The sequence below is a fragment of the Streptomyces gilvosporeus genome (genome assembly GCF_002082195.1).
Lineage (GTDB): Bacteria > Actinomycetota > Actinomycetes > Streptomycetales > Streptomycetaceae > Streptomyces > Streptomyces gilvosporeus.
Window position 1 is genome coordinate 5629714 of sequence record NZ_CP020569.1, and the last position, 25673, is coordinate 5655386.

The following is a 25673-nucleotide window of genomic DNA, read 5'->3' on the forward strand; positions in this document are numbered from 1 at the left end:
CGCGACCGCCCCCGCATCCGTACGACCGTGTCCGCACCCGATCCGAAGGGAGTGCCCCAGATGGCCGCCGAAGCGCATTCGGAACAGGCGTCCGAGCCGCAGCGCCCCTCGCGCCGCTTCCCGAAGCTGACCCGGGACACCGCCCGGCCGGAAGGCGGCGGCCGGGCCGCCTCCGGCGAGCACTCGGCCCCCGCCCGACAGTGGCCGCTGCTGGCCGTCATGGCCGGTGTCGCGGTCGGGCTGCTGCTGGTGGCGGTCGACGCCTTCCGCATCGGGACGCTGGTGATCGGGCTGTCCCTGCTGGCGGGGGCGGCGCTGCGCTGGGCGCTCCCGTCGGTGGGGATGCTGGCCGTCCGCTCCCGCTTCACCGATCTGCTGACGTACGGGGTGCTGGGGGCGGTGATCGTGCTGCTGTCGATGATGGTGCAGCCCAGGCCGTGGATCCATCTCCCGTTCCTGGACGACATCGTGCACTTCACCGTGCGCTAGCGGCGGCAGGGGCGGTGGCGGCACCGCCCGGCCCGCGCGCCCGGCGTCCGGCCGCGCGGGCCCCGGCGTGAGTACCGTGACGGCATGGCCAAGATCAAGGTAGCCAGCCCCGTCGTCGAGCTCGACGGCGACGAGATGACCCGCATCCTGTGGTCCTTCATCAGGGACAAGCTGATCCTGCCCTACCTCGATGTCGACCTGGAGTACTTCGATCTCGGCATCGAACACCGCGATGCGACCCACGACCAGGTCACCGTCGACGCGGCCCGCGCCGTCCGCCGCCACGGCGTCGGCGTCAAATGCGCCACCCTCACCCCGGACGAGGCGCGCGTCGAGGAATTCGGCCTCAAGGCGATGTACCCCTCGCCCAACGCCACCCTGCGCGCCGCCCTCGGCGGCGTGATCTTCCGCGAGCCGGTCATGCTGGCCAATGTGCCGCGGCGGGTCCCTGGCTGGACCCGGCCCCTGGTCATCGCCCGCCATGCCTTCGGCGACCAGTACAGCGCCACCGAGCTGCGCGTCCCCGGCCCCGGCACGCTCACCTTGACCTTCACCCCGGAGGACGGCTCCGAGCCGGTCGAGCTGGAGGTCCACGACTTCCCGGACTCCGGCGTGGCGCTGGCGATGTACAACCACGACGCCTCGGTCCGCGATTTCGCCCGCGCCGTCTTCCGCTACGGGCTCACCCACGGCCTCCCCGTCTACCTCTCCACCAAGAACACCGTCCTGAAGAAATACGACGGCCGCTTCAAGGAACTGTTCCAGGCGGTCTTCGACGCCGAGTTCGCCGAGGACTTCCGGGCCGGGGACCTGATGTACGAGCACCGGCTGATCGACGAGATGGCAGCCGCCGCCCTCCGGTCCGCCGGCGGCTTCGTCTGGGCCTGCAAGAACTACGACGGCGACGTCCAGTCCGCCCTCGTGGCCCAGGGCTTCGGCTCGCCCGGCCTGATGACGTCCGTTCTGATGTCCCCCGACGGCCGCACCGTGCTGGCCGAGGCCGCGCACGGCACCGTCACCCGTCACTACCGCCGCCGCCAGCAGGGCAAGCTCACCTCGACCAACCCCCTTGCGTCCGTCTTCGCCTGGACCCGCGGCCTGGCCCACCGGGGCCGGCTGGACAACACCCCCGAGGTCACCCGCTTCGCCGGGACGCTGGAGCGGGTGTGCACGGAGACGGTGGAGGGCGGGCAGATGACCCGGGATCTGGCGCTGCTCATCTCGCCGGACGCGCCGTGGCTGACCACCGAGCAGTTCCTGGACGCGCTGGAGGTCACCTTGCGGGCGAGGATGGCCGATTGAGGCGCGCCCCGGCCCCGTAGCGCGGCGCGCCCCGGGGTGCACCGGTACGCCCCGGGGCACAACCGGCGCACAAGGGCCCTGGCCGGAGGCGTCCATGCCTCGGTGCGCCCTGGCCGGGCGGCGGCGTATCCGATATGGCCGAAAGCCGGGGGCATGCCGGTGGGGATCCCGGGCAGGCGAACGAGTACCCCCCACGGGTGCGACACAACCCGGCGGTCGCCCTGCGCCCCCCTCCCTGAGCGGGCGACCGCCGCCCCCACCGCGTCCCCGTACGGGGTCCGCGTCACCGGGTCCCGACACCCGGTGAGGTGTCCCACACCGGCCCGTCGCCTGTGCCGGGCGGGGGTCCGATAGCCTGACGGGCGGGTCTCTCGACACCAAGAGACCTCGATGAGACCTCGATAACCGGGCAGGGACACCCACCGCCACCCCTGGTGGTTTGGGGGCTTGCCCCCAGAAAACGTCGCGCAGGAGATCGCCATGACCCGCACTCCCGTCAATGTCACCGTGACCGGCGCCGCCGGCCAGATCGGTTACGCCCTCCTCTTCCGCATCGCTTCCGGTCACCTCCTCGGCGCGGACGTCCCGGTCAAGCTGCGCCTCCTGGAGATCCCGCAGGGCCTCAAGGCCGCCGAGGGCACCGCCATGGAGCTCGACGACTGCGCCTTCCCGCTGCTGCGCGGCATCGACATCTCCGACGACCCGAACGTGGCCTTCGACGGTGCGAACGTCGCCCTGCTCGTCGGCGCCCGCCCCCGTACCAAGGGCATGGAGCGCGGCGACCTGCTGGAGGCCAACGGCGGCATCTTCAAGCCGCAGGGCGCCGCCATCAACGCGCACGCCGCGGACGACATCAAGGTCCTGGTCGTCGGCAACCCCGCCAACACCAACGCCCTGATCGCCCAGGCCGCCGCCCCGGACGTACCGCGCGAGCGCTTCACCGCGATGACCCGCCTGGACCACAACCGCGCCGTCTCGCAGCTCGCGCAGAAGACCGGCACCCCGGTGAGCGAGATCCGCAAGCTCACGATCTGGGGCAACCACTCCGCCACCCAGTACCCCGACATCTTCCACGCCGAGGTCGCCGGCAAGAACGCCGCCGAGGTCGTGAACGACGAGAAGTGGCTGGCCGACACCTTCATCCCGACCGTCGCCAAGCGCGGCGCGGCCATCATCGAGGCCCGCGGCGCCTCCTCGGCGGCCTCCGCCGCCAACGCCGCCATCGACCACGTCCACACCTGGGTCAACGGCACCGCCGCCGGCGACTGGACCTCGATGGGCATCCCCTCGGACGGCTCCTACGGCGTCCCGGAGGGCCTGATCTCCTCCTTCCCCGTCACCACCAAGGACGGCAAGTACGAGATCGTCCAGGGTCTGGAGATCAACGACTTCTCCCGCGAGCGCATCGACGCCTCCGTCAAGGAGCTGTCGGAGGAGCGCGAGGCCGTCCGCGGCCTCGGCCTCATCTGAGCCACCGCGCTTCCGCGCCGAGCCCGCACCGCCCGCAACGGCTGTGCGGGCTCGGCCGTTTCCGGCGCGGAACGGGGCGGCGCCGGCGACCTTCCGTTATCGCGCTGACACGGAGCGGTCCGCTCGCCTATGCTGCGGCTTCCGTATCGCCGCGGCCGGTGGTTCCCAGCCAATTCGCCGGTTGCAGCGGCTCGTTGGCGTTTTTTTGGGGGAGGCCGATGGCCCGGACGGATGTGCCCGCGCAGCCCGGAGAGCCGGAGGGCGGCGGGCGGCTACGGAAGACGCCCACCGGGCCCGAGGCCCCGCCGCCGCTGTTGCCGACCCCGCCGGGGGCCAGTGAGGCCACCCGGCTGCTGTGCGCCGGGACATACCTGGACGAGACGTTCCGCGACGAGGTCATCGACGAGCTCTACGTCCACGAGGAGCGGTTCGCCGCACCCTCCTCCGGGATCGACGCCGCCCGCGTCCTCGCCCATGCGCTGCGCGCCCGCCGGCTCCAGCTGGCCTGGGCCGGGGCGATCCTGCTGCTGTGGATCGTCGCCCTCCCGCTGTCGTCCTGGGTGGCGGCGCTCTACTTCTTCCCCATCGCCCTGATGGCGCTCGGCCGCTTCGTGCGGCGGCTGACCTTCCTTCCGCCGTGGCTGTCCGTGGTCGGATCCTTCGTGCTGCGCTGGTACGGGCGGATCTCCCTGCTGCTGTTCGTCGTGGCGCTGCTGGTGGGGGCGTTCGGCGGCGGGCTGGCCGGGCTCGGGCGCCTGCCGCTGCCGAGCTGGCCGAGCCTGCCGACCTCGGACTCCGGCTACTCCGGCTACTCGACCGCCTCGACCACTGCGGCGGTGGGCGCCGACGACCCGTACACCGGCTCGTACGACGTGCCGGACACCGGCGGCGCGCTCGGCAACGCCTTCCCCCTGTGGGTCGCGCTGCTGCTGTTGCCCGCGGTGGCCGCCCTGGTCGCCCTGCAACGCGGCCAGTTCGCCCGCGCCCTGCACAGCGAACTGTCCGAACAGCGCTTCCCCGATGTGATGTCCGACCCCGCCGAACGCTTCGAGGGCCTCCGCTTCCAGCGGCTGCGCGACCTGGTGCGCGCCGAGCAGCACGGGCCGCTGGTGATGTACCGCGACACCAACCCCTTCTGCGGCGCCGGCCAGCCGTTCAAGATCTGGTCGCTGACGGTGGAGCTGAACCCGCGCACCGACCGCACGGCCGAACCGCTGGACAACGCCGCCATCCTGGAGCGCATCGTCCCGCTCGTGGCCGCACTGCGGGTGCCGTCCCCGCACGGCTCGCCCGAGGTGGCGGCCGCGGTGCGCGACCGGCTGCGCGCGCTGGAGATCGAGGAGTGCGTCTTCCTGCCGGCCCAGGGGCTCAAGGCCCGTACGCATGCGCCGTACGCCCCGCCCGACTTCGCGCACCACCGGGCCGAGGCGGTCGAGGAGGGCGGCGAGCGGCGCCGCCATCTGCTGCGTATCCGGGTGGGCGGCTGGCGCGAGGGCGTCGTGGTCACGGTGTTCGTCCGCGTCCACACCCAGGGCGGCATGCTGATGCTGGAGGTCGCCCCGCATGTGCTGTGGCCGCTGCGGCAGCTCTTCCAGGACGCCGACCGGATCGCCCACCAGTACCGTCACCACCACCACTTCGGCAAGGCCGTCTGGGCGCTGGCCGCCACCCCGCGCTCGGCGGGCGCGGCCGTGATGACCCTGCTGCGCGGACTGGCGTCGGTGTGGCGGCTGGCCACCGACGGCCACGGCTCGGCGCTGCCGGAGGGCCCGGCCCTGTCCGTCCGCGAACTGGGCTCCTACGGCGAGTCCTCGCTCTTCCAGGACATGGACGTCGCCCGCTATCTGGAGACCATCCAGCAGCGGGTGGCGGCCGGGGTGACCACGGCGCTGCGCGCGGCCGGCTACCAGACCGAGGAATTCGAGCAGCGGGTCGTCAACGTCGCCAAGGGCGGCGTCTACGTCGAGTCCGCGCAGGGCGCCGTCGGCATCGGCGACCACAACACCATCACCCACAACACCGGCACGGCGCGCAGCGGCACCGACGGGAAGGGACCGAAGTAGCATGGCAACGGCTGACGAGCGGGGGAACGGCATCCATATCGGCAGCGTCCAGGGTGCGTTCGCCATCGGCGACCACAACACCGTCACCCACAACGAAGGCGTCGCCGCACCGGCCGTCGACCCCGCGCAGGAAGAACTGCTGCGTGCCGTACGGGAGTTGCGCGACGACCTGGGGCGCGCGGTGCCCGGCCCGCAGATTGCGGCCCTGACCGCCGAACTCACCGACACCGAGGCGGAGATCACCGACAGCGGCGCGGCCGGACCCGGGCGACTGGCCCGGCTCCGCACGGCCCTCGCCGATGCCGGTGCCGTCGTCGGGCTGCTGTCCTCGGGGGCGGCCGTCGCCCAGGCGGTCGCGGCCCTGGTGAGCGGATGACGACGCCGAGCGGGCGCGCCGCCCACTGGAACCGCGAGAGACAGGGCTGGGACTACGGCACCCCGCCACCCGCCCGCTATACGGGGCCGATGCCGCCGCGCCCGGTCTTCGTCCCCAGGGGCGGCGCGGAGCCGCCCCTGGGCCCGCGGACCGGCCCCATCGGCCCGCCTGCGCCGGACGGCCCCGGTGCCGTACGCGGCGACTTCACCGCACCGGACGGCCTCGCCGACATCCCCGCGCCGCCGGGCCCCGTGCCCGGCCCGCGCCGCCGCAGGCAGGCGCTGGTGGCCGGCGGGGCGGTGGTCGTCCTCGCGGCGGCCGCGGGTGGCGGCTACCTGCTCTGGGGCGGCGGCAAACCCGCTCCGGCCCACGCCGCGCACCACGCCACGTCCTCGTCGGGCCTGCCCACCGCCCCGGCCACCGCCACCGACGCCACCGGCCCGACCGCGGCCACCGACGTGCCCACCGACTATCGCCTCGTCCACGACCAGGCGGGCTTCACCCTCGCCGTCCCCCGCGACTGGCAGCGCACCGAGCGCGCCAACGGCGTCTTCTACACCGCACCCGACCAGCACGGTCTGGTCCAGATCTTCCAGGACCAGCACCCGACCGAGACCCCGCGCGAGGCCCTGGAGAAGACGTCGCAGCAGCTGTCCCACTCCGCCGCGAACCCGAACTATGAGGAGGTCTCCCTGGCCCCCCTGACCGATCAGGCGCCCGGCGCCGACGCCGTCCAGCTGATCTACGCCTATGACAGCAAGGACGTCGGCGAACGCGTCAAGGTCGTCGACTGCGCCTTCACGGCCACCGACGGCCGCCAGTTCGCCGTCCTCGTCCGCGGCACCGACGCCGAATGGCCCCACCAGGAGGACATCCAGCGGATCGCCCTGCGCACCTTTGCGGCAACGGGCTGAAGCGGCGGCGGGCCGAACCGGCGGGTCGGTCCCGCGGTGGTGCGGCGGCGTCCGCCGACCCGCCGCGCTACCCCGGCAGTTCGGTGCGCTCCCACCACTCGTAGACCGGCAGCGTGCCCTCCGCGGTCTCCTTGGTCCGGCCGGTGGCCTGGAAGTGCTCGTAGCCGGCCAGATACGGGATCTTCAGCTCGCGGGTCCCCGGGGGATCGATCGCCACGATGCGGCCGGGGAAGTCACCGGGACCGCCCTCCAGCACCGCCCTGTCCGCCGTCCCGCTCGCGCCGCCTGTCGCGTTAGCCTTTTGCTGAGCCATGTCCGAATTGTCGTCCGGGTGGCCGGGCGTGCGGGAGGCGGCTCGCCGACGGACGACGATCGGCCGCCCGCACGCGCCCGGCGTGGCCGCACCCGGCGTACGCCGCCCGTCCGGGGCGCATCCGCCGAGCCGTGTCACATTCGCCCGGGCTGTGTCGTCTACGCAGTGTCGTCCTACGCAATGAGGACACCCGCCGTACGAGGAGGCACCGCCATGACCACTGACACGACCCGGACCGCACGGATCCCCCTCAACCCGCCCCGCACCCTCACCCTGCGACTGGCCGAGTGGTACTCCCGCCGCACCTACGGCAAGCTCCTGGAGCCCGCCCTGGTCTTCGGCCACCACCCCCGCCTGCTGCGCGCCTATTTCGCCTTCGAGGCCAAGACGGGGCGGTGGCGGGCCCTGGACCCGACGCTCAAGCATCTGGCGCAGATGGTGCCGGCGGCGCGGATCGGCTGCTCGTGGTGCCTGGACTTCGGCCACTGGGAGGCCGACCGGCTCGGGCTGCCGCTGGAGAAGATCAGCAAGGTGCCGGACTGGCGGTCGCACCAGGAGTCGTTCACCGAGCTGGAGCGGCTGGTCATGGAGTACGCCGAGGCCATGACCGACACCCCGCCGACGGTCACCGACGCGATGGCCGAGCGGCTGCGCGGCAGCCTGGGCAACCGGGCCTTCGTCGAGCTGACCGCGATGGTCGCGCTGGAGAACTTCCGCTCGCGGGTGAACGGGGCGATGGGGCTGCGGAGCCAGGGGTTTTCCGACAGTTGCGACATTCCGCTGGGCGGCCCTGCGGGCGAGTGAGCCCGGGGGATCAGTCCTTGGGGAACGTATCCGTGGCGATGGTGAAACCGGGGAACTGCTCCGTGAGGTCAATGGGCTCGCCGTAGACGAGCGTCAGGTCGCTCTTGTACTCGCCGTCCTGTGGGTGGGTGAAGACCCGGATCCGGCCGATGTATGGGTCGGCGATCACATAGACAGGGATCCCGGCAGCGGCGTAGGTCGCTTGCTTCGGCCCGTAGTCGTTCGCCGCGGTGCCCTTGGAGATGACTTCGGCAACGAATTCGATGTCCTGATAGCGCCAGCGGCCACGCGCGTCCACCTTGGCGCCGTCGGTGAATTTGGCAACGTCCGGGCAGAAGCCGTTCAGCTCACCGGGGAAGTCGACTCGGACATCCGACGTGACGAGGTCATCCATCCCGAACCGGTCTTCGACTGCCCGCACGATCCGGCGGATGGTCTGCCAGTGGATGTTCCGCTGCGGTGACATGAAGATGGTCCCCTCGATGATCTCGACCTTGTAGCCCTCGGGGACAGGCATCTGCTCCAGCCGCGCAAACAGCTCGTCCAGCTCGGCCAGGTTCAGCTCGCTGGACTGCTCAGTGGGCTCGTCCATCTCGATCCCGTCGGTCTCGACCGTGTGGGTCCGCTCTTCGGTGATGGTCATCGTGCCGCTCCCTCCCCGCTGCCACGCGCATGCGGGCAGCCGCACGGTCCAACGATCGTACGTACGAAGCGTTACCTCCGCAGCAGCCCCTACACCGCCTCCGCCCCCTGCGCCCCCTGCACCAGGTTCTCCAGCACCGAGATGTCCACGGTCTTCTTCGCCGGCGGCGTCTTCGTCGGTACCGGCTTGTTGTAGTTGCTCAGCAGGACCGTGCCGGTCTGGTGGTTGGCCTCGGCGGTGAGTTTGCGGGGGTAGTGCTTGCCGCTGATGGTCACGTAGAGGGTCTGGACGACGCCGTCGGTCTTCTTGATGACGGGCAGGACGCGGGTGCCCTCCTGGACGGTCGGTTTGCCCTTGGTCAGGTGGGGGACGGGGTGGCCGGGCGCCGGCGGGGCGGTGGGGGCGGCGGCGGACTTCTGGAAGGCGGTGAGGTCGCAGGCGGTGGCCAGGCTCCTGAGGAAGGAGTCGGAGGTGGTGCCGTGCAGATAGCGGCCGTAGAACTGGCGGGCGGCGGCGTCGCCCTCCTTGCCCGGCACCTGGGTCTTCCAGTAGGCGGTGTTCGGTCTCATCCAGACGTTCTTGCCGCGTTTGACGAGGTCGACGCGGCCGTAGGAGCCCTTGCTGATGGTGCCGGTGCAGTTGCCCGCCCGGTCGAGGGTGAGGTCGATCCGGCCGGGGTCGGCGGTGGCGTAGGTCCGTATCCGCAGTGAGTGGGCGCTCGCGAGCGCGCGGAGGGCGGTGTCGTTGATCTGCCGGGCCGTCTTGCCGGCGAGATCGCCCTCGCCGCCGTCCCGGCCCGCCGCGGCCGCCGCGCCCGTCCCGAAGGGGCCGGCGAGAAGGGCTGCGCCGCAGATCAGCACGGTGATCGCGGTCGCTGGGCGGCGTCTGCTGGCCATCGCGGTACCTCCGGTCCCCAAGAGCATGCGGGTCGGGCATACGGCTATTCAGGGTACGTTCCGGAATTTTCGGGCGCACATTGGGCGCCGGACGGGCCAATCGGGCGGCCGCCGAGTGACTCGGCTCACTTTCCGTAGAGGTTTGGGCATAGGTAGGGGGCTTTCGGATAGGGGTCCCCGTTGCTGAGTGCGCGAGTGGTTGCACCAGTGGAAACACGAACCGGTAAGCGGAAGGCAGAAAACACGTGTCGGCAAGCGAGACCATTCACGTAGACGGGGTGTGGCTCCCCGCCGCATCCGGCGCCACGAGGGAGGTCCTCGACCCCGCCGATGCGACGGTGCTGGCCGTGGTGGCCGAGGGCGGCGCCGACGACACGGACGCGGCGGTCGCCGCGGCCAAGCGTGCCTTCGACGGCGGCGCCGGCGCCTGGCCCCGGACCGCCGTGGCCGACCGCGCCGCCCTGCTGCGCAAGGTCGCCGATCTGCTCCAGCGCGACCGCGAGGAGATCGGGCTCCTGGAGAGCCGGGACACCGGCAAGACGCTGGAGGAGGGCCGGATCGACGTCGACTGCGTCACCGACGCCTTCCGCTACTTCGCCGACCTGGTGATGAACGAGAGCGGCGGGCGGGTCGTCGATGCCGGATCGCCCGACATCCACAGCGTGGTCGTGCACGAGCCGGTCGGCGTCTGCGCGCTGATCACGCCGTGGAACTACCCGCTGCTCCAGGCCAGCTGGAAGATCGCCCCGGCCGTCGCGGCCGGCAACACCTTCGTGATCAAGCCCAGCGAGGTCACCCCGCTCTCCACCGTCCACCTGATCAAGCTGCTGGTGGAGGCCGGGCTGCCGGCCGGTGTCGCCAACATCGTCACCGGCGCGGGCCTGCCCGTCGGCCAGCGGCTGGCCGAGCATCCGGACGTGGATCTGTTCTCCTTCACCGGCGGCCTGGCCAGCGGTACGAAGGCGGGCGCGGCGGCGGTCTCCGGTGCCAAGAAGATCGCGCTGGAGCTGGGCGGCAAGAACCCCAACGTCGTCTTCGCGGATGCCTGCGCGACGGAGGAAGGCTTCGACACCGCCGTCGACCAGGCGCTGAACGCTGCGTTCATCCACAGCGGGCAGGTCTGTTCGGCCGGCGCCCGGCTGATCATCGAGGAGTCGGTGCGCGACCGCTTCGTGGCCGAGCTGGCCCGCCGCGCCGAGAAGATCAAGCTGGGCCGGGGCACGGCGGACGGCGTGGAGTGCGGGCCGCTGGTCTCCCAGCAGCAGCTCGACAAGGTCGAGGCGTACGTCGCCTCCGCGCTCGCCGAGGGTGCGCAGCTGCGCTGCGGCGGCGCCCGGCCCGAGCCGTCGGACGTGCGGCCCGCCACCGGCTACTTCTACCTGCCGACCGTCCTCGACGGCTGCCACCGCGAGATGAAGGTCGTCCGCGAGGAGACCTTCGGCCCGATCCTGACGGTCGAGACGTTCACGACCGAGGACGAGGCCGTCGCGCTGGCCAACGACACCGAGTACGGGCTGGCCGGCGCCGTCTTCTCCGCCGACACCGCCCGCGCCCGACGCGTCGCCGCCCGCCTGCGGCACGGCACCGTCTGGATCAACGACTTCCACCCCTACCTCCCGCAGGCGGAGTGGGGCGGCTTCGGCAAGTCCGGCATCGGCCGGGAATTGGGCCCCACGGGTCTGGACGAGTACCGCGAGAGCAAGCACGTTTACGAGAACCTCCGACCGCAGCCGGTCCGGTGGTTCGCGGGCTGACGGCCGTCCCGACCCGCACCTCCCAGGCCACGCACGCACTTTGCAGTAAAGGAGCACCCCTCATGCCCGTGTACGACTATGTCGTGGTCGGCGGTGGCACCGCCGGTTCCGTCATCGCCTCCCGGCTCGTCGAGGACCCGGACGTCACCGTCGCCGTCATCGAAGGCGGCCCCTCCGACATCGACCGCGAGGAGGTCCTGACGCTGCGCAAGTGGCTCGGCCTGCTCGGCGGCGAGCTGGACTACGAGTACACGACCACCGAGCAGCCGCGCGGCAACTCGCACATCCTGCACAGCCGCGCCAAGGTCCTCGGCGGCTGCTCCTCGCACAACACCCTGATCTCCTTCAAGCCGCTGCCGTCCGACTGGGACGAGTGGGAAGAGGCGGGCGCGGCCGGCTGGGGCGCCAAGGAGATGGACCCCTACTTCGGCAAGCTGCGCAACAACATCGTGCGGGTGGCGAAGAAGGACCAGAACCAGATCGCGACGGACTGGATCGAGGCCACCAAGAGCGCCCTCGGCGTCCCGGAGGTCGTCGGCTTCAACGACCGGCCCTTCGAGGAGGGCGTCGGCTTCTTCGACCTCTCCTACCACCCGGAGAACAACAAGCGGTCCTCCGCGTCCGTCGCCTACCTCCACCCGCACATGGAGGCCGGCGACCGGCCGAACCTCACGCTGATGCTGGAGACCTGGGCGCACAAGCTGGAGCTGGACGGCACCCGCGCCAAGGGCGTGCACGTCCGCACCAAGGACGGCCAGGACGTCTACGTCGAGGCCGCGCGCGAGGTGCTGGTCTGCGCCGGTGCGGTGGACACCCCGCGGCTGCTGATGCACTCGGGCATCGGTCCGAAGAAGGACCTGGAGGCGCTGGGTCTGCCGTGTGTGCTGGACCTGCCGGGCGTCGGGGAGAACCTGATCGACCACCCGGAGTCGGTGATCGTCTGGGAGACCGACGGGCCGATCCCGGACAACTCCGCGATGGACTCCGACGCGGGTCTGTTCGTCAAGCGGGACCCGCAGCACAAGGGCCCCGACCTGATGTTCCACTTCTACCAGATCCCCTTCACCGACAACCCCGAGCGGCTGGGCTACGAGCGCCCCGAGCACGGGGTGTCGATGACCCCGAACATCCCCAAGTCCCGCTCCCGCGGCCGCCTCTACCTCACCTCCGCGGACCCCGAGGCCAAGCCCGCCCTCGACTTCAGGTACTTCGAGGACGAGGGCGACTACGACGGGCAGACGCTCGTCGACGGCATCAAGCTGGCCCGCAAGGTCGCCCAGGCCGAGCCGTTCCGGAAGTGGCTCAAGCGCGAGGTCTTCCCCGGTCCCGACGTGACCGACGACGCGGAGATCAGCGAGCTGGTGCGCAAGGCCGCGCACACCGTCTACCACCCCGCCGGTACCTGCAAGATGGGCGCCGCCGATGACCAACTTGCCGTCGTGGACCCGGCGTTGAAGATCCGGGGCCTGGACGGCATCCGGATCGCCGACGCCTCGGTCTTCCCGACGATGCCCGCCGTCAACCCGATGCTGGGCGTACTCATGGTGGGGGAGAAGTGCGCCGAACTGCTCAAGCAAGCCACTGCCCAAGGAGGTGATGCGTGATGGCCAGCACCGCCACCGGCGCATCCGCTGCAAACCCGTCCAAGAAGACCGCCGCCACCGAGGACCGCGAGGTCGTTTTCTCCGTCCGACACCTGTGGAAGGTCTTCGGTCCGAAGGCCGACAAGATCCCCGATGACACCTCCGTCACCGGGCTCAACGCCCAGGAGCTGCGCGAGCAGACCGGCTGCACCGCCGCCGTCCGCGATGTCTCCTTCGACGTCCACAAGGGCGAGGTCTTCGTCGTCATGGGCCTGTCCGGCTCCGGCAAGTCCACCCTCGTCCGCTGTCTGACCCGGCTGATCGAGCCGACCAGCGGCGACCTGGAGATGGACGGCGAGGACGTGCGCGCCATGGACCGCGGCACCCTGCGCGAACTGCGCCGCCGCCGCGCCTCGATGGTCTTCCAGCACTTCGGCCTGCTGCCGCACCGCAGCGTCGTCGACAACGTCGCCTACGGCCTGGAGATCCAGGGCGTGAACAAGAGCGAACGGCGCGAGCGGGCCACCGAGATGGTGGAGAAGGTGGGCCTGGGCGGGCTGGAGAAGCGCCGCCCCGGACAGCTCTCCGGCGGCCAGCAGCAGCGCGTCGGCCTGGCCCGCGCCCTCGCCGTCGACCCCGAGGTCCTCCTCTTCGACGAGCCGTTCAGCGCCCTGGACCCGCTCATCCGCCGCGATATGCAGGAAGAGGTCGTCCGCCTGCACCGCGAGGAGGGCCGCACCATGGTCTTCATCACCCACGACCTCGCCGAGGCGCTGCGCCTGGGCGACCGCATCGCGCTGATGCGCGACGGCGAGATCGTCCAGCTCGGCACCCCCGAGGAGATCGTCGGCTCCCCGGCCGACGACTACGTCCGCGACTTCGTCCGCGACGTCCCGCGCGAGCAGGTGCTGACCGTCCGCCGCGCGATGCGCCCGGTGCAGGACGGCGAGGCCGACCAGGGCCCGGCGCTGGGCCCCGACACCCTGATCTCCGACGCCATCGAGGCGGTCGCCCGCTCGGGCGGCGCCGCCCGCGTCGTCGACGACGGCCGCTGCCTGGGCATCGTCGACCACGCCTGCCTGCTCAACGTGGTCGCCCGGGTCGATCACCGGCCGGAGGAGGTGGCCGCCTGATGTACGCCACCGCCACCCACCGCACGGCGCCCCTGCGCGCCGTCGGCTCCCGCGCCCCGGTCGCGACCCACCGCTCCCGCCTGCGCACGGCCCTGCTGCGCCGCTGGCGCGAGGCCCAGCGCGCCGCCGCGATGAACGTGGCCGCCGGCACCGTGAAGAGGGGGCGCGCATGACCACCGCAACCCCGGTCTCCCCGCGCGGCACCCTCGGCGTCGACACCCCCAAGGGCCCGGCCCAGCTCCTGAAGAACCGCCGCGGCCTGGCCAAACTGCTGCTGCTCGCCGTCGTCGCGGCCGTCGCCGTCCCGCTGCTGCACGCCCAGTACGGCGCCGCCTGGCCGCACGCGCTGACCGTCGACGTCTCCGGCCCGCTCGACAAGACCAGCAACTGGATCATCGACAACCGCGACAGCCACTGGCTGTTCGTCTACTTCCTCGGCCACCTCAGCAACGCCGTGGTGCTCTCCGTCCGCGGCGTCTACCTGCTGCTGCTCGCGCTCGGCTGGACCGGTGTGACGGCCGGTGTCGCCCTCCTGGCCTGGCGCGTGGCCGGCTGGCGCATCGCGCTGACCGCCCTGCTGTCCTTCGTCGTCAGCGGCCTGCTGGGGATGTGGATCCCCACCATGCAGACCCTCGCCCTGATGGTGGTCGCGGTCGCGGTCTCGGTCGTCGTCGGCGCCCTGCTCGGCCTGGCCGCGGGCCTGTCCGACCGGCTCTTCAGGATCCTGCGCCCGGTCCTCGACACCATGCAGGTCCTGCCGGCCTTCGCCTACCTCCTGCCCGTCGTGCTGGTCTTCGGCATCGGTGTACCGGCCGCCCTGCTGGCCACCGTCATCTACGCGGCGCCGCCGATGGCCCGCCTGACCGCGCTCGGCCTGCGCGGCGCGGACGCCGGGGTGCTGGAGGCGTCCGCCTCCCTCGGCGCCACCGGACGGCAGCGGCTGCTGACCGCCCGGCTGCCGCTGGCCCGCAAGGAACTCCTCCTCGGCGTCAACCAGACGATCATGATGGCGCTGTCCATGGCCGTGATCGCCTCCGTGATCGGCGCGGCCGGTCTCGGTGACCGCGTCTACCAGGCGCTCGCCTCGGTCGACGTCGGCGCCGCGCTGGCGGCCGCCATCCCGATCGTCCTGCTGGCCATCGTCATGGACCGCACCACCGCCGCCGCGGGCGAGAAGATCGGTGCGGACGCCTCCGCCACCGGCCCCGCCTTCCTGCGCGGCTGGCGGGCCTGGACCGGCGTCGCCGTCATCACCGCCGCGCTGGCCCTCGTCGGCCGGCTCGCCGGCTCCCTGGTCTGGCCGACCGGCTGGGCCGTGGACATCGCCCACCCCGTCAACGACTTCAAGGAGTGGATGGTCAACCACCTCTACTCCGGCGTCCCCGTCGTCGGCGGCACCGCCGACTGGGCGGCACACTTCACCAACTGGGTGCTCAACCCGCTGCGCGACGGTCTGACCGCACTGCCCTGGTACGGCGCGCTGCTCCTCGTCGCCGCCCTGGCCTGGCTGATCGGCACCTGGCGCACCGCCCTGACCGCCGTCCTCGCGATGGCCGCCATCGGTGTGCTGGGCGTGTGGAAGCCGTCCATGAACACCCTCTCCCAGGTCCTCGCCGCCCTGGTGGTGACCCTGGTGCTGGGCTTCGGCATCGGCATCCTCGCGGCCGGCAGCAAGCGCCTGGAGGCGATCCTGCGCCCGGTCCTGGACGTCATGCAGACCATGCCGCAGTTCGTCTACCTCATCCCGGTGGTGGCCCTCTTCGCGGTGGGCCGCGCCCCGGCCGCCGCCGCTGCCGTGGTCTACGCCCTGCCGGCCGTCATCCGCATCACCACCCAGGGCCTGCGCCAGGTGGACCCGGCCGCCATGGAGTCCGCCCGCTCCCTGGGCGCCACCCGCTGGCAGATGCTGCGCCAGGTCCAGCTCCCGCTGGCCCGGCCCGCCCTGCTGCTGGCCGTCAACCAGGGTGTGGTCCTCGTCCTCGCCGTCGTCATCATCGGCGGCCTGGTCGGCGGCGGCGCCCTCGGCTACGACGTCGTCACCGGCCTGGCCACCGGCGACCTGGGCCTCGGCCTGGTCGCGGGTGTGGCCATCGTCTGCCTGGGCCTGATGCTCGACCGCGTCACCCAGCCGACGGAACGCCGCACTACGGGGAAGGGAGCCTGACCATGTCCCGTACTCGTACTCGTACTCTCGCCAAGCTCGTCGGCACGTCGGCGGTGGCCGGAGCGGTACTGCTGTCCCTCTCCGGCTGCGGCAAGGCGGACATGACCAAGCAGGCCTCGCCGTTCGCGGCGGCCAAGGGCTCCAAGTCCGTCACCCTGTCCGTCCAGACCTGGGTCGGCGCGCAGTCCAACGTCGCCGTGGCCAAGTACCTCCTGGAACACCAGCTGGGCTATCACGTCGACACCGTCCAGGTGGACGAGATCCCCGCCTGGGACGCGCTCAGCCAGGGCCGCGTCGACGCCATCCTGGAGGACTGGGGCCACCCCGACCAGGAACAGCGCTACGTCAAGGACAAGAAGACGATCACCGCGGGCGGCGGCAACGGCGTCACCGGGCACATCGGCTGGTACGTCCCCAAGTACTGGGCCGACAAGCACCCCGAGGTCACCAACTGGAAGAACCTCAACAAGGTCGCCCAGCAGCTGCGCACCTCGGAGAGCGGCAACAAGGGCCAGTTGATGGACGGTTCGCCGTCCTACGTCACCAACGACAAGGCCCTGGTGAAGAACCTGCACCTCAACTACGAGGTCGTCTTCGCCGGTTCCGAGGCGGCGCAGATCACCCAGATCCAGCAGTTCGCCAAGCAGAAGAAGCCGTTCCTCACCTACTGGTACGAGCCGCAGTGGCTCTTCAACCAGGTGCCGATGGTGGAGGTCAAGCTCCCCAAGTACACCGACGCCTGCGCGGCCAAGGGAACCAAGGACCCGTCCTCCATCGACTGCGCGTACCCGACCACGCCGCTCCAGAAGTTCTTCAACACGGAGTTCGCCAAGCGCGGCGGCAGCGCCGCGGCCTTCCTGAAGAAGTTCAGCTGGACCAAGGACGACCAGAACGAGGTCTCCGAGTCGATCGCCTCCAGCGGCCTGTCCGCGGACGAGGCGGCCAAGCGCTGGGTGGACAAGCACCCGGACGTCTGGAAGAAGTGGCTGCCCAAGAAGTAGCGCCGTCCCCTTCCCCGCGAGGCGGGGAGCCGCACGCCTCCGCGTACGGCTCCCCGCCTCGCGGGCGTATGGGGCAAAACGCCGTCACCCTTCCGGATGGCGGCGGGCCAACCTCCGCACGGCGCGGCGGCGAGCGCAGCAGTGTGGGGCCGCCTGCCGCCGACGAAGGGCCTCCCGCCATGCTGCTGCCGCCGAAGTGCCCCACCCCGGACTGTGACGACTGGCTGTGGAAGGACACCACCACCACCGACACCGACTGGGACAACTGGCGCTGGTGGTGCCGCCGCTGCGACCGGCGGTGGTATCCGACGGCGCAGCAGTTGCGGGACTTCCGCCGCGGCTCCTCGGGCGGCGGCCGGCACCGCACGGGCCCGGCGTACGGGGACCCGCGGGTGGCCCCGAGGTAAGGGGCCGGACCCGGTCTGCCCGTCGGCGGCTCAGGACGGCATAGTGGAGCGCGGCCCCCGTCACCGGGGGCATGACAATCCGGCGCCTCGCGCACGGCGATGCGCCCGTGTACGCACGTACCAGGGGGACCGCACATGCCACCCACACCCATACCGACCGAGCCTTCCGAGCCGTCCACGTCGCACATATCGCGGCGGCGGTCCGTCCGCCGAACCGCCGCCGCCTCCGCGGTACTCGCCGCCCTTCTCGCGGTCACCGTCACCGCCTGCGGCCCCAGCGACGACAAGGCCGGCGGTGCGGCCTCCGCCGAGCACGGCACCGGGGGCCTCAAGCTCCCCAAGGGCGTACCGACCAGCCTCGACGACCTGAAGAAGTGGAAGGACGGCGGCTGGAAGAACTGGGACAACTGGGCGCGAAAGGCGAAGGACTTCGCCAACCCGGTCATCAAGGACCACTGGAAGACCGACCGCCTGGCGCAGGCGAAGGCCGCCCCCGACCTCAGCGTGAACGCCACCGGCGCGGACAGCGGGCTCGACGGCACCGACCCCGAGCCCCGACCGGTCAACGCCCAGCAGATCCCCCGGCCGTACCACCAGAACATGGCGCCGGTCGGCAAGGTCTTCTTCGACAGCCCGCAGGGCCCGATGGTCTGCTCCGGCACGATCGTCAGCGACCCGGCGCACCCGGGCAGGTCCAACCTCGTGTGGACCGCGGGCCACTGCGTGCACTCCGGCAAGAAGGGCGGCTGGATGCGCAACATCATCTTCGTGCCGTCCTACAACGACGACGGCGTGCCGGCGAACCAGGTCAACGGCGCACCGCAGCAGCAGGTCACGCCGTACGGCCGCTTCTGGGCCGACTGGATCAGCACGTCCGGTGAATGGATGAACCTGGGGGACGAGGAGCACGGCAGCGCGGGTTCCGCCTACGACTTCGCGGTGCTGCACGTGAAGCCGGAGAACGGCAGCGGCAAGTCCCTGGAGGAGACCGTGGGGACGTCCGTCCCGATCTGGTTCAACGCCCCGGACGCCCACAGCATCAGCGCCATGAAGGCCGTCGGCTACCCGGCCGGCCCCCCGTACGACGGCGCGCGGATGATGAACTGCCTGGACCGCCCCGGCCGCTTCACCATGCAGCAGGGCACGCCGCCCATGGACCGGATCGGCTGCACGATGACCGGCGGCTCCTCCGGCGGCGGCTGGTTCGCCAACCGCGACGGCAGGCTGGCGCTGGTGTCCAACACCTCCATCAGCTCCGCCCAGCACACCTGGCTGGCGGGTCCCCGCCTGGGCCCGGAGGCGCAGCGCGTCTTCGAGGGGATGAGCCGGAGGTTCGCCGGGCAGTAGGCGGCGGGCCGGGGCGTTCCCCCGTAGGCGCCCCGGCCACCGGCCCCTACCTCCCCAGCTCCTTGCGCAGCCCCGCCGCCATCTCGGCCACCGCCGCCATCGCGCGCCGCTGGAGCCCCGGCCCGAAGGTGATGCGGGAGGCGCCGAGGGCGCCCAGTTCGCGGGGGGAGGGGCCGCCCGGCATGACCGCCACATTGACCGGGATGCCGACGGCCGCGGCGATGTCGGCCAGCCGCGGGGGCGGGGCCAGGAACGGATAGACGCAGTCCGCGCCCGCCTCGGCGTACAGCCGGCCGCGGCGGATCGCGTCCTCCACCGCACCCTCGCCCTCGGCACCCCGCAGGAACGTATCGATCCGGGCATTGATCACCAGCCCGTCACCGGCCTCGGCCCGCACCTGCGCCAGCCAGTCCGCCTGCTCCCGCGGATCCCGCAGAGCGCCGGACGCATGATCGCTGTCCTCCAGGTTGCAGCCCACCGCCCCCACATCCGCGAGCCGCCCCACCAACTCCCGTGCGGACAGCCCGTATCCGGCCTCCACATCCGCCGATACGGGGATGTCCACGGCCCGCACGATCCGCGCGACGGCCGCGAACATCTCCTCGGGCGGCGTCTGCCCGTCCTCGTAACCGAGCGAGGCCGCAACCCCCGCACTGGGCGTGGCCAGCGCCGGGAACCCCGCATCCGCGAACACCTTGGCGCTGGCCGCGTCCCAGGGTCCCGGCAGCACCAGCGGCAGATCGGGGCCGTGGTGCAGCGCGCGCAGCGTCTCGACGGCGGTCACAGCTCTACTCCCGGAGGCTGGCGGATGGTGACATTGACCCGGTTCCAGTTGTTGATCGCGACGATCACCGCGATGAGGTGGGCCAGTTCGCCTTCGTCGAAGTGCGCCGCGGCCCGGTCGTAGACCGCGTCGGGAACGAATCCCTCGGTGAGCAGCGTGACGGCCTCGGTGAGGGCGAGGGCCGCCCGCTCCCGCTCCGAGTAGAGCGCGCCCGCCTCCTCCCAGGCCGCCAGCAGGTCGATCCGCCGCTGCGCCACGCCCGCCTCGCGCAGGTTCGTGACGTGCATATCGATGCAGAACGCACACCGGTTGAGCTGCGAGGCGCGCAGGACGACCAGCTCGCTCAGGACCGGATCGCCCAGCCCCTTCTTGGCGGCCATCGTCAGCCGCCGCTGGGCCTCGTAGAACGCGCGCTGCGGGCCCCAGAACTTCATACGGTGGGTGTGGACACGGTCGGTCATACCGTCGGTCATACGGTCGGTCATCGGTCAGCCCTGCCCCGGAATCCTGCGCGTCGTCACGGCGAAGCGGTTCCAGGCGTTGATGGTGGTGATCGTGGCGATCAGCTGGGCGAGCTCGTCGTCGTCGAAGTGCGCGGCGGCCCGGTCGTAGACCGCGTCGGGAACGAATCCCTCGGTCAGGACGGTGATCGCCTCGGTGAGGGCGAGCGCCGCCTGCTCCTTCTCCGTGTAGAAACCGGCCGCCTCCTCCCAGGCGGCGAGGAGAGCGATCCGCTCCTCGCTCTCCCCGGCCTTCCGGGCTTCCGCGATGTGCATGTCCAGGCAGAACGCGCAGTGGTTGATCTGCGACGCACGGATCCTGATCAGCTCGACCAGCACCGGGTCCAGCCCGCGCTTCGCCGCCGCGTCCAGCGCGATCATCGCCTTGAACACCTGGGGCGCATGCTGCGCCCAGAGCATCCGGGGGCCGTGTCCGTCTCCGCGCTCGTGTCCGCGGGTCTCGCTCTTGGCTGCCTCTGTCGTCATGGCTACGACGCTACGGGGTCAGTGGCACAGGAGTATGGTCCACTTCTATGGGTGATTCGTGGGCCAATTCGAGGGGCGATCAGGGGGCGGACCCGAGGGCGGATCCGGGGCGCGACCCGTCGGCCGACTCGCGGCCCGACTCCTGGGCCGCCTTCGGGCGTGATCTGCATCTGCACCTGGACCTCACCGGCCCCGGCGGGCTGCGGGCCGCCCTGATGCGTGCGCTGCGCGAGGCCGTACGGAGCGGGCGGCTGGCCCCCGGGACCCGTCTGCCGTCCTCCCGTTCCCTCGCCGCCGACCTCGGCATCGCCCGCAATACGGTCGCCGACGCGTACGCCGAGCTGGTTGCCGAGGGCTGGCTCAGCGCCCGCCAGGGCTCCGGCACCCGCGTCGCCGAGCGGACCCTGCCGCGCGCCGCCCCCGCGGCCCGCCCCACCCCGCCCCGGGCACCCCGGCAGCCCGACCGGCCCCGCTTCGATCTCACCCCCGGCACCCCCGACGTCTCCTCCTTCCCCCGCACCGCCTGGCTGGCCGCCGCCCGCCGCGCCCTGACCGCCGCCCCCAACGAGGCGTTCGGCTACGGCCCCCCGAACGGCCGCCCTGAACTCCGCACCGTCCTCGCCGACTACCTGGCCCGCGCCCGCGGCGTACGCGCCGATCCGGACCGGATCATCGTCTGCTCCGGCTTCATGCAGGGCCTGGGCCTGCTCAGCCGTGCGCTACGGGGAGAGGACGGGGGACCGGTGGGATGGCCGGACTCGGGGCGGACGGACCCGGCATGGCCGGATCCCGTACGGACGGGCGCCGGCCGCCCCGCCGAAGGCTGGCGCCAAGGCGACGGCCAGATCGCCGTCGAGTCCTACGGCCTCCACTTCCACCGCAACGTCATCACCCGCGCCGGCCTGCGCACCGTCCCCCTCACCGTCGACGAACACGGCGCACAGACCAGTGAGTTGGCTTCCCTCGACGACGTACGCGCGGTCCTTCTCACGCCCGCCCACCAGTTCCCCACCGGCGTCCCCCTGCACCCCGACCGCCGCGCCGCCGCCGTCAACTGGGCGCGCTCCACCGGGGGTTACGTCCTGGAGGACGACTACGACGGCGAACTCCGCTACGACCGCCAGCCGGTCGGCGCCCTCCAGGGCCTGGACCCCGACCACGTGGTCTACATGGGCACCGCCAGCAAAAGCCTCGCCCCGGCCCTGCGGCTGGCCTGGATGGTCCTCCCGGACCGCCTCGTCGACCGCGTCCTCGCCATCAAACGGGCCGGCGAATGGCAGTCCGGCATGCTGGACCAGCTCACCCTCGCCGAATTCCTCTCCTCCGGCGCCTACGACCGCCACCTCCGCGGCATGCGCCTGCGCTACCGCCGCCGCCGCGACCAACTCGTGGCCGCCCTGGCCGAACGCGCCCCCCACGTCCACATCTCCGGAATCGCCGCCGGCCTGCACGCCATCCTCGAACTCCCACCCGGCACCGAACAGTCCATCACCCAGGCCGCCCACTGGCAGGGCCTCGCCCTCCACGGCCTGACCACCTTCACCGACCCGTCCGCCACGGCGGTCCCTCGCGACGCCCTGGTCGTGGCGTACGGGAGACCGCCGGACCATGCGTTCGGGGGCGTGCTGGAGGCGCTGGTGAGTGTGTTGCCGGAGGCGTAGAGGCTGGGGTCGGGGGCCTCAGAGGACGGCCACGAAGCCCAGGCTGCGCACCATGGGGTCCGATGAGCGCAAGGCGCGTAGTACTCGTGGTGCTACCACAGCGACGTCATCAGAGTTCAATACCAGCCCGACTACGGCGGTACCCACTCGCTTTTCGTTTCGGTCGAAGGTCGCGTCGACCTCAGCCGGATTGCAGATCCCGATCAATCCGGCACCGGTCTCCCAGTCCACGTCGTTCGACACGCCGGCTCCTCTATGGCGTCCGTCATTCACAAGGAGGTGGCAGCACTCGCTGCTTCTTGAGGTTGCCGAGCGGCAACGTGGCGGTGAGCGGGAGGCCCGCTTTGTCGCACTCGATCCGGGTGGTGTTGCCCAGGGAGTCTGTGACGGAGGTGAGGTGGCCCCGTTCATCATGGGTGAAACGGGTGGTCCGGCCGGCGGGGTCGGTGACGACGGTCCGATTGCCCTTGGCGTCGTACTTCTGGCGGACGGTGCGGCCGTCGGGGCCGGTGATCTCCGTCGGCAGGCCGAGGTCGGTATAGGTGACGGTGCTGGTGGAGCCGTCCGGGCGGACGATGGCGGCGAGGCGACCGTCCTCGTCCCGGGCCCCGGATGACCCACATCACTGACGCTCCGAGTTGAGAAACACGTACTTACATCGCGTGGAGTTGCCGGAACTCGTGGACGGGCAGGGGGAAGCGCGAGGAGAGGATGGTGGAGCGCAGGTTGCCGGTGAGCGCGGAGGCCAGGAACTGTGTGCACGTGTGCGGGAAGTGTTCCCAACGGTCGCCACGTGCTTCATTGACCATGACGGTCCAATCGTCTGGCTGCTGGCCTGGGCGGATGAGCCAGTAGAGGCACTCTCCGTTGTCGGTGGTGGCCCAGGGGATGACCCTGGTTCTTTCGTCTTCGAGTTCGGACGGCTTCTTCTCGAACTCCCACAGTCCGTCCAGTGCCTCTGTTTGTTGGTCTTCCCATTCGATGAGGTCGTAGTTGTCATTGGGGCAGCCAGGTTCCAGGACGTAGAGGTAGTCGTCCCAGTTGCTGCCTCCGTAGGTGTGGATGAGTTCCTTGTAGTCGGTTGGCAACTGGACGCCTAGGGCTCGCTCTGCGTTGTCCCAGTCCTTGTCTCGGGGTTCCGAGGGCGGCGGGATGAGTTGCGTGAGTTGTTCGAGGGGGGCATTCATCAGTTGTCCTCACATGCGCTGGGTGCTTTGCAGATGGGGCTAGTTGTTACCGTGTGTTGCCTAGGTCCCTCTGCGCTTCAGCGGCTTCGGCGAGGCCGAGGGTGGCGACGGCTGCGGCCTGGTCGGCGACGAAGGTGATGGCCATGACGGTGAGTTCGGCGATGGCTTCCACTTTCATCGCCACGATCGTGTCCGCCGCGATGTCCAGTGCGTCGGCCACCACATGGCAGGCGTTGACCAGCTCCGTCATATGGCTGTCGGACATCTGGCCCCACTTGGCCAGCAACGCCTCGTACGACGCGCCCTGATACACGTCTTCGAGCTGCTTGATCGTGGCAGTGGAGCCCTTGTGGGTGTCATCCACCTTCTGCGCGAAATCCCGCACGTGGGAAGCGAATTCGCGAACCTTGTCCTTGTTGATGTTCGGTCAGTTCACCCCGATGAACTGGAGGAACGACACCACCTGGCCAGGCAGTTCGATCGCCATACTGTTCCTCCCTCGGCAATACTCATGACAGCCCATCAGGTGTATCCGAAGGGAGTGTAATGGATAGGTAAATAGTTGTTCTGTTTTCGGCCAGAAGCGCACCTGCCGGCCAGGACTGGCGGGAAGCGGAACCCTGCCGAACCCCCTCAGGAATCCCCCGCCTGGTCCCGCCGCCCGTTCCCCACCCTCGCCTGCCGGGCGCGCCTTGCTCACCCACCTCCGCCGTGCGCGCCTTACCTCGCCAGGCCCGTCCCAGCGCCTCAGCCGCAGAGCGCCGCGCTGCGGACCCGTACGGCCGCGGCGTCGGCCTTTGTGACCCCACACCGGGCTTCGTGTACGGCAGTAGTTGACGCTGGCCTTCAGCCCCAGCCCGTAGGACCGTCCCGGCCGGTCGCTGCCCATGGCCCGCATGGTGCGCATCTCGCGCAGCAGATACGCAGGTAGTAGCTTCCCGTCCGCCAGAGCACGGAAGAAGCTGTTCAGGTCGTGGACGGTCGAAATCAGCGTTCCGGCGCTCCAGAGGGTCGACGGGCTGTACTCGGTGAGGTCCGTCGGGCCGGCCGACCCCGAACTCGGCAGGCACTCGGACCAGTTCTCGCCCGGCATCGCGCAAAGGGTGAGCTCAGCCGGCAGGCGGCAGACCCGGTGGGGCGCACCTGGCAGCACGAGCCGTCGCAACGCCGGGGGCGTACTGGTGTGATGCGTTTGGCGCCCACCTACCGGCACACCCCCGGCTCCGCCTGGTGGGATGTCCTGCACCCCGGCAACTCGGGTGGATGTGCTGAGTGGGGCATCCCGAACGGTGCTCCTCCGAATCGCAGGAGAAGGTAGCTGCATGTCTTACTTCATGAACAACCTCATGGGTGAATCCATTGATCGGCCAGGCGAATCGCATATTCGTCGGATCCTGTCGGAACTTCAGAACGCCGATGAAGAGCATCCGGATGTCTCCCTGAATCACGAGTCCGGATGGTCGCTGAGCGTATTCCAGGACAGGGCCGTGCTCTGGGAGAACGTCGAAGACCCGGATGTGCCGCCCCGTGAAGCGGAGCTCGATTCCTGGGAGGAAGTCGTGGCCCTGCTCCTGGAGCTTTCACGAGGAAATATTTCCGCAGTGGAGTCAACTGACTGGACTTCATGAAGGTGACATATCTTTGCCACCATGAATGACACTCCCCACAACCGGCCCGCCTCGTACGGGTTCGACGCCCCATACGCGCTGATAGGCATCACCGGCACCGGGCTCGCAGCGGTGGTGCTGGCGGTCGTCGCGTTCGCCTCCGGCTGGCCGACCGGCTGGTTCTTCTCCCTCCTCGCGCTGTACTTCCTTGCCAGTGCGGCGAGTTATGCGTACGCGACACGGTTCGGGAAATTCCGTGTGTGGGCGGAGGAGTTGGAGGGCCTGGGGCTGCACGGCGCGGAGCGGGTACTCGACCTCGGGTGCGGACGCGGCGCCGTTCTGCTGCATGTCGCCAAGCACCTGGACACCGGCCGCGCCACCGGCGTCGATCTCTGGCGTACGCAGGACCAGTCGGGCAACGCCGAGGCGGTGACCCGGTCCAACGCCGAGGCGGAGGGAGTCTCCGACCGCGTCGATCTGGCCACCGGCGACCTGCGTGCGTTGCCCTTCGAGGACGCGGGTTTCGATCTCGTCGTATCGAGCCTTGCCCTGCACAACATCCCCGCCGCGGAGGCGCGCGAGCGCGCGATCACCGAGGCGTACCGCGTCCTCGCCCCGGGAGGCCGCCTCCTCCTCGCCGACATCCGGCACGCGTCCGCCTACGCCGCAACGTTGCGCCGCCTCGGCGCGGAGGACGTCACCGTGCGCGGCCTCGGGCCCCGGTTCTGGTTCGGCGGCCCGCTGTACGCGACGCGGATGGTCAGCGCGCACAAGCCCGTGTGAGGGCGC

At 70.9% G+C, this 25673-nt stretch carries 27 protein-coding genes and 1 pseudogene; 18 read left to right on the forward strand and 10 right to left on the reverse strand.

Features of this window, described 5'->3' with window-relative positions; all coding sequences use genetic code 11:
* Positions 1-60: 60 nt before the first annotated feature.
* The 6 genes from B1H19_RS25210 (at position 61) to B1H19_RS25235 (ending at position 6614) form a co-directional block, all read left to right on the forward strand.
* Positions 61-489 (forward strand): DUF3017 domain-containing protein, encoded by a 429-nt coding sequence (locus tag B1H19_RS25210; protein ID WP_083107045.1) that lies wholly within the window; start codon positions 61-63, stop codon positions 487-489.
* A gap of 84 nt (positions 490-573) precedes the next feature.
* Complete coding sequence (locus tag B1H19_RS25215) at positions 574-1791, forward strand: NADP-dependent isocitrate dehydrogenase (protein ID WP_083107046.1); 1218 nt, start codon at positions 574-576, stop codon at positions 1789-1791.
* 480 nt (positions 1792-2271) lie between these two features.
* Positions 2272-3261: a malate dehydrogenase gene (locus B1H19_RS25220; protein ID WP_030065595.1), complete on the forward strand. Its 990-nt coding sequence runs from the start codon at positions 2272-2274 to the stop codon at positions 3259-3261.
* 218 nt (positions 3262-3479) lie between these two features.
* The gene (locus B1H19_RS25225; RefSeq protein WP_203237222.1) at positions 3480-5324 is read left to right on the forward strand and encodes a hypothetical protein; all 1845 of its coding nucleotides are present in this window, start codon (positions 3480-3482) and stop codon (positions 5322-5324) included.
* Position 5325: 1 nt separating this feature from the next.
* Positions 5326-5700 carry a hypothetical protein gene (locus tag B1H19_RS25230; RefSeq protein ID WP_083107047.1) on the forward strand — a complete coding sequence of 125 codons (375 nt, stop codon included), beginning with the start codon at positions 5326-5328 and terminating at the stop codon, positions 5698-5700.
* Positions 5697-6614, forward strand: a complete 918-nt coding sequence (locus B1H19_RS25235) for a hypothetical protein (protein ID WP_107426132.1) — start codon at positions 5697-5699, stop codon at positions 6612-6614. Before B1H19_RS25230 ends, B1H19_RS25235 begins: the two co-directional genes overlap by 4 nt.
* Positions 6615-6681: 67 nt before the next feature.
* Here B1H19_RS25235 and B1H19_RS25240 read toward each other — a convergent pair whose 3' ends face one another.
* Positions 6682-6870, reverse strand: coding sequence for a DUF5988 family protein (locus B1H19_RS25240; RefSeq protein ID WP_083107048.1), 189 nt, complete (start codon positions 6868-6870; stop codon positions 6682-6684).
* A gap of 270 nt (positions 6871-7140) precedes the next feature.
* Here B1H19_RS25240 and B1H19_RS25245 point away from each other — a divergent pair, with 270 nt between their 5' ends.
* On the forward strand, positions 7141-7731 hold the full coding sequence (locus B1H19_RS25245; protein WP_083107049.1) for a carboxymuconolactone decarboxylase family protein: 591 nt from the start codon (positions 7141-7143) through the stop codon (positions 7729-7731).
* A gap of 10 nt (positions 7732-7741) precedes the next feature.
* Here B1H19_RS25245 and B1H19_RS25250 read toward each other — a convergent pair whose 3' ends face one another.
* Complete coding sequence (locus tag B1H19_RS25250) at positions 7742-8374, reverse strand: Uma2 family endonuclease (RefSeq protein WP_083107050.1); 633 nt, start codon at positions 8372-8374, stop codon at positions 7742-7744.
* An 89-nt stretch (positions 8375-8463) separates the two neighbouring features.
* Positions 8464-9270, reverse strand: coding sequence for a hypothetical protein (locus tag B1H19_RS25255; RefSeq protein WP_083107051.1), 807 nt, complete (start codon positions 9268-9270; stop codon positions 8464-8466).
* Positions 9271-9515: 245 nt separating this feature from the next.
* On the opposite strand from B1H19_RS25255, the gene B1H19_RS25260 reads away from it, so the two are divergent.
* From B1H19_RS25260 to B1H19_RS25290, 8 genes are all read left to right on the forward strand, one after another.
* On the forward strand, positions 9516-11024 hold the full coding sequence (locus tag B1H19_RS25260; RefSeq protein ID WP_083107052.1) for an aldehyde dehydrogenase family protein: 1509 nt from the start codon (positions 9516-9518) through the stop codon (positions 11022-11024).
* Between the two features lie 62 nt (positions 11025-11086).
* Positions 11087-12628 carry a GMC family oxidoreductase gene (locus tag B1H19_RS25265; protein ID WP_083107053.1) on the forward strand — a complete coding sequence of 514 codons (1542 nt, stop codon included), beginning with the start codon at positions 11087-11089 and terminating at the stop codon, positions 12626-12628.
* The gene (locus tag B1H19_RS25270) at positions 12628-13740 is read left to right on the forward strand and encodes a quaternary amine ABC transporter ATP-binding protein (RefSeq protein ID WP_083107054.1); all 1113 of its coding nucleotides are present in this window, start codon (positions 12628-12630) and stop codon (positions 13738-13740) included. Before B1H19_RS25265 ends, B1H19_RS25270 begins: the two co-directional genes overlap by 1 nt.
* Entirely contained in the window at positions 13740-13913 is a 174-nt protein-coding gene (locus tag B1H19_RS39080) for a hypothetical protein (protein WP_162500701.1), read from the forward strand. The genes B1H19_RS25270 and B1H19_RS39080 overlap by 1 nt, the downstream gene beginning before the upstream one ends.
* Positions 13910-15904: an ABC transporter permease gene (locus B1H19_RS25275; RefSeq protein WP_083107055.1), complete on the forward strand. Its 1995-nt coding sequence runs from the start codon at positions 13910-13912 to the stop codon at positions 15902-15904. The genes B1H19_RS39080 and B1H19_RS25275 overlap by 4 nt, the downstream gene beginning before the upstream one ends.
* 2 nt (positions 15905-15906) lie before the next feature.
* A complete protein-coding gene (locus tag B1H19_RS25280; RefSeq protein ID WP_083107056.1) occupies positions 15907-16905 on the forward strand; it encodes an ABC transporter substrate-binding protein in 999 nt (332 codons plus the stop codon).
* A gap of 179 nt (positions 16906-17084) precedes the next feature.
* Positions 17085-17312 (forward strand): hypothetical protein, encoded by a 228-nt coding sequence (locus tag B1H19_RS25285; RefSeq protein ID WP_083107057.1) that lies wholly within the window; start codon positions 17085-17087, stop codon positions 17310-17312.
* A 135-nt stretch (positions 17313-17447) separates the two neighbouring features.
* A complete protein-coding gene (locus B1H19_RS25290; RefSeq protein ID WP_083107058.1) occupies positions 17448-18659 on the forward strand; it encodes a trypsin-like serine peptidase in 1212 nt (403 codons plus the stop codon).
* Between the two features lie 46 nt (positions 18660-18705).
* On the opposite strand, the gene B1H19_RS25295 is transcribed toward B1H19_RS25290, so the two are convergent.
* The 3 genes from B1H19_RS25295 to B1H19_RS25305 are packed head-to-tail and all read right to left on the reverse strand — an operon-like array spanning position 18706 to position 20429.
* Entirely contained in the window at positions 18706-19443 is a 738-nt protein-coding gene (locus tag B1H19_RS25295; RefSeq protein WP_083107059.1) for an isocitrate lyase/PEP mutase family protein, read from the reverse strand.
* Positions 19440-19877 carry a carboxymuconolactone decarboxylase family protein gene (locus tag B1H19_RS25300; protein ID WP_237289883.1) on the reverse strand — a complete coding sequence of 146 codons (438 nt, stop codon included), beginning with the start codon at positions 19875-19877 and terminating at the stop codon, positions 19440-19442. Before B1H19_RS25300 ends, B1H19_RS25295 begins: the two co-directional genes overlap by 4 nt.
* Before the next feature lie 54 nt (positions 19878-19931).
* Positions 19932-20429 carry a carboxymuconolactone decarboxylase family protein gene (locus B1H19_RS25305; RefSeq protein WP_083107060.1) on the reverse strand — a complete coding sequence of 166 codons (498 nt, stop codon included), beginning with the start codon at positions 20427-20429 and terminating at the stop codon, positions 19932-19934.
* Positions 20430-20476: 47 nt separating this feature from the next.
* Between B1H19_RS25305 and B1H19_RS25310 the strand changes: the two genes are divergently transcribed.
* Positions 20477-22090 carry an aminotransferase-like domain-containing protein gene (locus tag B1H19_RS25310; RefSeq protein WP_083107061.1) on the forward strand — a complete coding sequence of 538 codons (1614 nt, stop codon included), beginning with the start codon at positions 20477-20479 and terminating at the stop codon, positions 22088-22090.
* Positions 22091-22108: 18 nt separating this feature from the next.
* Here the strand turns inward: B1H19_RS25310 and B1H19_RS38845 are convergent, their stop codons facing one another.
* The 4 genes and pseudogenes from B1H19_RS38845 to B1H19_RS25325 all read right to left on the reverse strand — a co-directional run bounded on the left by B1H19_RS38845 (position 22109) and on the right by B1H19_RS25325 (position 23698).
* Positions 22109-22333: a hypothetical protein gene (locus B1H19_RS38845; RefSeq protein WP_159028135.1), complete on the reverse strand. Its 225-nt coding sequence runs from the start codon at positions 22331-22333 to the stop codon at positions 22109-22111.
* A 22-nt stretch (positions 22334-22355) separates the two neighbouring features.
* Positions 22356-22679, reverse strand: a pseudogene (locus B1H19_RS40990) (hypothetical protein); the annotation flags it as partial.
* A gap of 64 nt (positions 22680-22743) precedes the next feature.
* Positions 22744-23277, reverse strand: coding sequence for an SMI1/KNR4 family protein (locus B1H19_RS25320; protein ID WP_083107062.1), 534 nt, complete (start codon positions 23275-23277; stop codon positions 22744-22746).
* A gap of 46 nt (positions 23278-23323) precedes the next feature.
* Positions 23324-23698 (reverse strand): WXG100 family type VII secretion target, encoded by a 375-nt coding sequence (locus B1H19_RS25325; RefSeq protein ID WP_418361522.1) that lies wholly within the window; start codon positions 23696-23698, stop codon positions 23324-23326.
* Between the two features lie 901 nt (positions 23699-24599).
* On the opposite strand from B1H19_RS25325, the gene B1H19_RS38850 reads away from it, so the two are divergent.
* Positions 24600-24905 (forward strand): hypothetical protein, encoded by a 306-nt coding sequence (locus B1H19_RS38850; protein ID WP_159028136.1) that lies wholly within the window; start codon positions 24600-24602, stop codon positions 24903-24905.
* A 21-nt stretch (positions 24906-24926) separates the two neighbouring features.
* Positions 24927-25667, forward strand: coding sequence for a class I SAM-dependent methyltransferase (locus tag B1H19_RS25335; protein ID WP_083107064.1), 741 nt, complete (start codon positions 24927-24929; stop codon positions 25665-25667).
* Positions 25668-25673: the final 6 nt, after the last annotated feature.